Here is a 6,404-nt window from a genome sequence, read left to right on the forward strand (position 1 = left end):
CCGGCTTCCGGTAAGTTTCGTCGGCTGAGGCCAGCTAAAGTCGAAAGGGTCAAAAAATAGCCTTAACGTACAATAATTTTCGATATCCAAACTGACCCCAATTAATGAGCTTTATGCACAGAGCGGCTTAGAAATACGAAACTGGGCATCATTATCGAGCGAAGCTCAAAATATTATGACTTATATCTATAAGAGACAAGAAACTAACTGGCGCAGTTATCTGCCATGCTCTTTCTCTGAAAATATTTGGGAAGAATCAGAACAAAAAGTTGAGGGATTACCTTTTGATATGTTGTTGGTCAAGCCAACACATTTAGCCAATGAATTGAATGGGTTTAGCGGTAACTTTTTATATGGAATTGAATCAGCCTATGGATATTATTTAGATGAATATCATGTAAAGTGCCCATATGGTTTGGATATGAATGTTGAAAGTGATGATGGTTGGATGATGGCCGATTTTGATACGCCGTGGTCACCACCGAAGGGAGAGCTATTTTCTCTATTATCTCAACGTCATGAATGCGAAATTACACATTATTATTGCGAAGAGGGCATGGGTTATTGTGGATATGAAATATATAAAAATGGGATGTTGGTTGAATCCGCGAATGATCAACTGAAGTATGAAGAAGATGAGGAAGGATATGATCAAGTAGTTGATCCTGATTATATTATTGATAATGTAGCCCATTTTGGTGGCTAATGAGCATCGCGTGCTTTCATGAAAGCACGCAGTCTAGATAGCATTATCATGTTAGGAGTATTGGGTGACCGGATAGGTCTACTCACCCATATCCCCGATATCACTTAGTAATTCTTTTTATGGTGGCCAGAGATCTGGCCACAAAAGGATACCGGGCAAGCCCGGCCTTTTCACAGACAAAACCTTATTCTGGTGTCTTCCCTTAAGCGTCTGCTCAGCGCAGTGAATCTGGCGCCGTGACTGACGCTTGCACAGGGCGTGCTGTCATCAAGTCCGTGTCCTCACCCGTTCGCATCCGCTCCCGCTGGTCACTCCTTTACGCTGCGGCTTGCGGTACTCCTTGACGCCATCCCTGAAACCCTGTGCCGCTGAAGTGTCACGGCGCCAGACTCCCCGCGCCCGGCAAGCTGCCCAAAGGGGGAAGACACCAGAAAGAAGTCAATTAACACAAAGGGAAGATTGCTTATTTATGTCGCAATTAAATTTTGATGAGCAATTTGCGTTACAAGTAGAGCCAGAAACAAAAGCAGCCGCATGTCTACAAAAAAAGCCGACAGTATCAAAGCCAAGAGCTATCGTGACCGATCATTACAACGAATTTATAAAAGAATTCAACTCCATAGCGCCTTATCACAACCGATTTGAAGTATTCAGAGATTTTATTCATGTTGCCGCGATTGCACTTGAAAACAGAATATTAAAACTGCCAGAGCTGGAAAAAGAATATTTTAAGATTATTGGGCGTTATGAGAAAAAAGATGTTGAAAAATTTTGCTGCTTGTTAAGTCATGTGTCACTTGGATTACAGAGAGAACTGTGTGATTTTTTAGGCAAAATTTTTATGTCTTTGAATCTAGGTAATAGCAATATGGGACAATTTTTCACTCCTTTTGAAGTATCTGAAATGATGGCAAAAATGATCATCAGAAACCCTCAGCCGAAAATTGAGCAATCTGGTTATATTTCTGTCTCAGACCCTGCGGTTGGATCCGGTGGCATGGTAATAGCGAGTGCTAAGGCGTTGCTTGAATATGGGTTCGATCCTTCAAAACATATGTTAGCGATATGCACTGATATTGATTGGGTAGCCGCCAGAATGTGCTATGTCCAATTATCGCTATTAGGCATTCCCGCAATTGTTAATGTTGGTAATAGCTTAACTTTAACGGTTTCTAGAATCATGTATACGGCTGATTATTATCTACAATATCAGCGACTTGCTACTTCTCAGTGATATAAAGCGGGTTTTTATTCTCGGTGTTAGGTGTACTCACTTTACTCAATACAAGGTGAGTACATTAGATCATTATCTAGCTTGAAAACCGCTCCACGGCATTTCGCGCTGATTTTTCGTAGTGCCCCTCGAAAAAATAACTCCATTAAACATGGGATAAAAAATAATCTATTCACATATTTAAAATTGCAATAAATAAAAATTGCATTAATATGCAACTTTTATGTTGATGCAAGTTTCCTTTTGGTGTAATATTGTTTGCAGAATAAGGAGATAACAATGATTGAAATTTTTTTCCATCAAGTGGCTGATAATGAACTCGATAATTTATCTATCAAATTACAGGCAAAATTTTATGCTTTGATTGAGTTTTTATCAGAAAAACCACATTTATTGAGAGAACCGCATTGTAAGCAACTTGATCAAAAAAATAAAATCTTTGAACTCAGGGCAGGGGATGGCCACAATATAGCCCGTGGAACTTGGTGTTACGGTGAAGAGAAAAACACCATTTACATTTTGAGTTTTTTTATCAAAAAAACTCAAAAGACAGATCCAAAAGATATACAGACAGCTATCAATAGAAAAAGAGATATGATTAGCCTGTATCAAAGAGGAGAATTAGCATGAAAAAAGTTATGACATTTCGTGAAAAACTGGAAGCTAAGAAAAAAGAGGGAAATCCTGAATTTATTCAGACTTTTAATGAAAAAAAACAAGCCCTTGATTTACATCTCCAATTACAACAACAACTGAAATCATGGAAAGAGCAAGCAGGAATAACAAGTGCAGAAATTGCGGACAAAATGGGATTAACTCCGTCTACAGTATCTAGACTTGAACAAGGCGCAGATAAGGCAAGTATTGAAAGAATATTAAAATATGCAAACGCCTGCGGATTGAAAGAAATAAACATCAATGTATCAATGTAATTTATGTGGCTCTAATTTACCCCGCAATTTGTTGCGGGGTATTTCATTATGGCTTTAGCCAGTTAAGATGCGTTAGCGTCTTAAACATAAAACCATATATCGGGTTTTGGTTGAGTAGACCTATCCGGTCACCCAGATAAATGGAAGAAACCATCACTGAAAGTTTTCTACTCAGAAGAAGATTTTCCAATGATGGCTTAAACAGAATTCGGGTTATTTAAATGTTACCCCACTGGTTTTGCGAAGACTGATTATTGATGACATGAACGGCCTACCGGCCTGATGAGAAACCTAACATAAAAAATGGCTCTTTCAAGCCGACACGGTTTTAAGGTTCATCAGGCGCGGAACTCATCGAGGCGCAGGCTCCTTGCCTACAGTGACGCCGGATAGATTTAAGCAAGCCAAAAATTCATCAAAATGAGTGTTGCAAAAACGAGGGGGACCATAGATTTTTATGGTCTCCAAAAGCAGGGCTGGCAGCGGCCAGAGCAAGAGAACGTGAAGGCGGACGTCCTTTTAAACTCACAAAATCTCAGGTTCGCCTGGCACAAGCTTCTATGAAGAGTAGAGATTGTAGCGTATCTGAATTATGTGAAGAGCTTGGGATTAGCAGACAGGCTCTCTATAAGTATGTAGAGCCAGATGGGGAACTCAGGGAACACGGCAAAAGAGTATTAAAATCTTAGCGCTAACTGAGTACCCATTTTTTTCCTCATCAACTTTGAACCTTATCGGGGGATGGGCAAAAATAGCCCAATTACCACTCAAAATTAAACCAGCAAAATTTCCGGACCTCGTCGTTTAAGAATACGGAGCATTCTAAGAGCTGGGCCACTTGGTTTTTTTTCTTCTCGTTCCCATTTAGAAATGCTTTCTTTTGACATTCCTAATGCCATTGCCAGTACAGATTGGGACATTCCGTACTGTGTACGAAGTTGCTTTATCTCAGCCCCTGTCATCATAGTAACAGTTTTAATCTGGTCGTTGATTTTACGTGCATTGACGGCTTTTTTTAGATCGTTAACCAAGCTTTTTGGTGCAGCATCGACTGCGTGTAGTTCTTTCGCTAATTCAAGCATATTGTTTAATTTATTACTCACAAATGATTTCCTCCAAGATACCATAGGCTATTAACTCATTGATCTTCTGATCAGTGTAGCTAAGGAAAAGTTTGGAAAGCTGTTTATACGCTTCCAATTCATCATCCTCAATTTCTTTTGCTCTTCTAGAGCTAACGGTATTCTTTGTCCAGCCATCAGCAAAAAATAAATGGTTATTAACCTTAAAGAAGATGATAACTCTTACGCCACCACTTTTACCTTTTCCATTAACCGCTATTCGTTTTTTAATCACTCCCCCACCCAGATCAGCTTCAAACTTCCCATTCTTAACTTCTTCTGCAGCATTTAATAATTTTTGATCGGAAATGTTAATTTTCTTTGTGCTTTTTTAAACGACGATATTTTATAGAACGCCACAAATGCCTCCGAGTGGTAATGAGTACTATAGTAACAGGTACTGCTTTTAATGCAATAATTAAGCGCAAAGTGTTTTTACTTTTTTGTGGATCTTATGAGCGAAGCGAGTAAAAGGCGGCTCTCATAAATTAATGGGAATGAGGGAGCTGAACCGCCGAAGCTATAGAGGATCAATGGGATCTCGAAATCCCTCGTCCCTACTAAGCTAAAAAATTTATCAAGTGGTTTGGGTTCTGTCGCATTAACAGAGAGGTTACGAGCGAAATCGGGCGGGGTGATTTTTAGGCAATCAGTTGATAGAAAAATGCCGCGGGTGACATCGGGCATTCCGGCTCTTGCCAATGTTGTCCTTTACGCAACATGCTGACCAATTCAATGCCCGCTAACAAGGTCTGAGCTCGCCTGAAATTTTTAAATCCCAACATGGGAGCGGTTCGCCGTTTGATATTGCGATGATCCTGCTCAATGAGGTTATTGAGATATTTATTTTGCTGGATAACGATGGCTTCCTCTTTGGATTTTCCCTGGTTTAATTCGTCCACTGCCGCTTTGTTGGCACCACTTTTATCCATTGTCACGACCTCCGGCTGGTCATGCTGACCGAGGGCTTTTTTGAAAAAACGCAAGGCCGCTTTCTTATCCCGACAGTCCGTCAACAGAAAATCAACGGTATTCCCGTCCGAGTCCACCGCGCGGTAGAGGTAACGCCATTGCCCTTTGATTTTTATATAGGTTTCATCCATTCGCCAGCGACGCCCAACATCAGGCTTGCACCACCGATATCGTTTCACCAGCAACGGCACCAGACGATGAACCCAACGAGAGAGGGTGGAATGATCAACGGTGCTCCCCCGTTCAACCATCATTTCTTCTAAATTACGCAAACTCAGGGCGTAAGCCAGATACCAACGGACACATTGGGCTATGATATCGACGGGATAATGGAGACGTTTGAAAGCGTTCCGGATCAGGGGCATCGTTTGGGACTCATGCAAAAACCGGGGAGTTTACCTGAAGTTCCGTTAATGCGACAGAACCATATGGATGGAGTCCACGGGGTAAGCCCCATGAGACTGAGCCTCAAAACCATGACAGATGGTCAGTTCTGGGGGCGTTAAATTACACGGCCAACACGCTGTTTTATCAGACAGCGTCAGGTAGTATCACACGAGCTGATGTGATTGATTTTTTAGGGCGGGTAGCCAAACAAGGAGACAACCGTTTGACATTTTTAGTGCTAGATAATGCGCGTATCCACCATGGGATCGCGGAAAAAACCAGACATCGCTGGTTACGAGAGCACAACCTGCTTTTACTTTATCTTCCCGCCGACAGCCCAGAGCTGAATCTGATTGAAATCGTCTGGAAACAAGCCAAATATCACTGGCGACGTTTTATCACCTAGACTCAAGATACCATGGAGTATGAGCTAAATACATTATTGGAAGGTTATGGTGATCAATTTGCAATTAATTTTTCTTGAGTACTTAAAAAGCTTATTAAGGCAACCTGTGGTTTTAAGCGATTCAATCGAGCATCGTCAACGATACAGGGATTTGAAACGTTTCGACGACTCAATAAAGGTCAATTTGATAGTTGGTTACGCCGTGATGAACCCGAAGTTCAGGTACGAGAGAGATCGGCCTTTATCAATCGATTCTTTAATGTGCGATAGAACCATTAAAAATAGGCCAAGCTTGAATGGAGTTTAAAATCACTTGATTAAGTCTATCGAGGTTAGCTCCATCACAGGCTTGTATTGTTAACCCATTAATCACTGTAATATAAAAATCAACCATTGCGTGAATAGGTGCATCTGGCGCGATATCACCATCTTCAATGCCCTGCTGCATTCTCTTCAGCAGAATCGCTTGGTAGTTTTGTCGTTTCTCTTGCACATTGTGATACACTTCTTCGATTTGTTTCGAACCATTCATCGTCGCCGTAATTAGCATGCAACCTGATGGTTTATCAGGCTGTGCTAATCGTTTTGCACTATCGTACATCAATAATTCAATCGCCACTTTGGCTGTTTTTGCTTGTTTCATAAT

At 41.0% G+C, this 6,404-nt stretch carries 8 protein-coding genes and 2 pseudogenes; 6 read left to right on the plus strand and 4 right to left on the minus strand.

The features are described 5' to 3' along the window. Positions 1-100 precede the first annotated feature (100 nt). The 4 genes from Xentx_RS17605 (at position 101) to Xentx_RS17620 (ending at position 2,872) form a co-directional block, all read left to right on the plus strand. The gene (locus tag Xentx_RS17605) at positions 101-706 is read left to right on the plus strand and encodes a DUF1281 domain-containing protein (protein WP_279625121.1); all 606 of its coding nucleotides are present in this window, start codon (positions 101-103) and stop codon (positions 704-706) included. Positions 707-1,175: 469 nt separating this feature from the next. After that, positions 1,176-1,940: an N-6 DNA methylase gene (locus tag Xentx_RS17610; protein ID WP_074021809.1), complete on the plus strand. Its 765-nt coding sequence runs from the start codon at positions 1,176-1,178 to the stop codon at positions 1,938-1,940. Positions 1,941-2,219: 279 nt separating this feature from the next. Beyond that, positions 2,220-2,570, plus strand: coding sequence for a type II toxin-antitoxin system RelE/ParE family toxin (locus tag Xentx_RS17615; RefSeq protein WP_074021810.1), 351 nt, complete (start codon positions 2,220-2,222; stop codon positions 2,568-2,570). After that, positions 2,567-2,872, plus strand: coding sequence for a helix-turn-helix domain-containing protein (locus Xentx_RS17620; RefSeq protein WP_244149902.1), 306 nt, complete (start codon positions 2,567-2,569; stop codon positions 2,870-2,872). Before Xentx_RS17615 ends, Xentx_RS17620 begins: the two co-directional genes overlap by 4 nt. Before the next feature lie 773 nt (positions 2,873-3,645). Here Xentx_RS17620 and Xentx_RS17630 read toward each other — a convergent pair. The 3 genes from Xentx_RS17630 to Xentx_RS17640 all read right to left on the minus strand — a co-directional run bounded on the left by Xentx_RS17630 (position 3,646) and on the right by Xentx_RS17640 (position 5,330). Then, a complete protein-coding gene (locus Xentx_RS17630) occupies positions 3,646-3,975 on the minus strand; it encodes a helix-turn-helix domain-containing protein (protein WP_074021812.1) in 330 nt (109 codons plus the stop codon). Then, on the minus strand, positions 3,968-4,309 hold the full coding sequence (locus Xentx_RS17635; protein ID WP_074021813.1) for a type II toxin-antitoxin system RelE/ParE family toxin: 342 nt from the start codon (positions 4,307-4,309) through the stop codon (positions 3,968-3,970). Before Xentx_RS17635 ends, Xentx_RS17630 begins: the two co-directional genes overlap by 8 nt. 325 nt (positions 4,310-4,634) lie before the next feature. After that, positions 4,635-5,330: an IS6 family transposase gene (locus tag Xentx_RS17640; RefSeq protein ID WP_074021814.1), complete on the minus strand. Its 696-nt coding sequence runs from the start codon at positions 5,328-5,330 to the stop codon at positions 4,635-4,637. A gap of 59 nt (positions 5,331-5,389) precedes the next feature. Between Xentx_RS17640 and Xentx_RS17645 the strand changes: the two are divergent. After that, positions 5,390-5,758, plus strand: a pseudogene (locus Xentx_RS17645) (IS630 family transposase); the annotation flags it as partial. Positions 5,759-5,839: 81 nt separating this feature from the next. Next, positions 5,840-6,028: pseudogene (locus tag Xentx_RS17650) on the plus strand (IS6 family transposase); the annotation flags it as partial. Here the strand turns inward: Xentx_RS17650 and Xentx_RS17655 are convergent. Then, positions 6,015-6,404: TetR family transcriptional regulator C-terminal domain-containing protein (locus Xentx_RS17655; protein WP_422645863.1), on the minus strand; the 390-nt coding region annotated here is incomplete at its 5' end. The pseudogene Xentx_RS17650 and the gene Xentx_RS17655 sit on opposite strands and share 14 nt — an antisense overlap.

This window comes from Xenorhabdus thuongxuanensis (assembly GCF_001908095.1).
Lineage (GTDB): Bacteria > Pseudomonadota > Gammaproteobacteria > Enterobacterales > Enterobacteriaceae > Xenorhabdus > Xenorhabdus thuongxuanensis.

Coding starts and splice junctions, on each gene's coding strand:
- Xentx_RS17610 (WP_074021809.1), top strand. CDS start 1,176: ATGTCGCAATTAAATTTTGATGAGCAATTTGCGTTACAAGTAGAGCCA.
- Xentx_RS17615 (WP_074021810.1), top strand. CDS start 2,220: ATGATTGAAATTTTTTTCCATCAAGTGGCTGATAATGAACTCGATAAT.
- Xentx_RS17620 (WP_244149902.1), top strand. CDS start 2,567: ATGAAAAAAGTTATGACATTTCGTGAAAAACTGGAAGCTAAGAAAAAA.
- Xentx_RS17640 (WP_074021814.1), bottom strand. CDS start 5,330: ATGCCCCTGATCCGGAACGCTTTCAAACGTCTCCATTATCCCGTCGAT.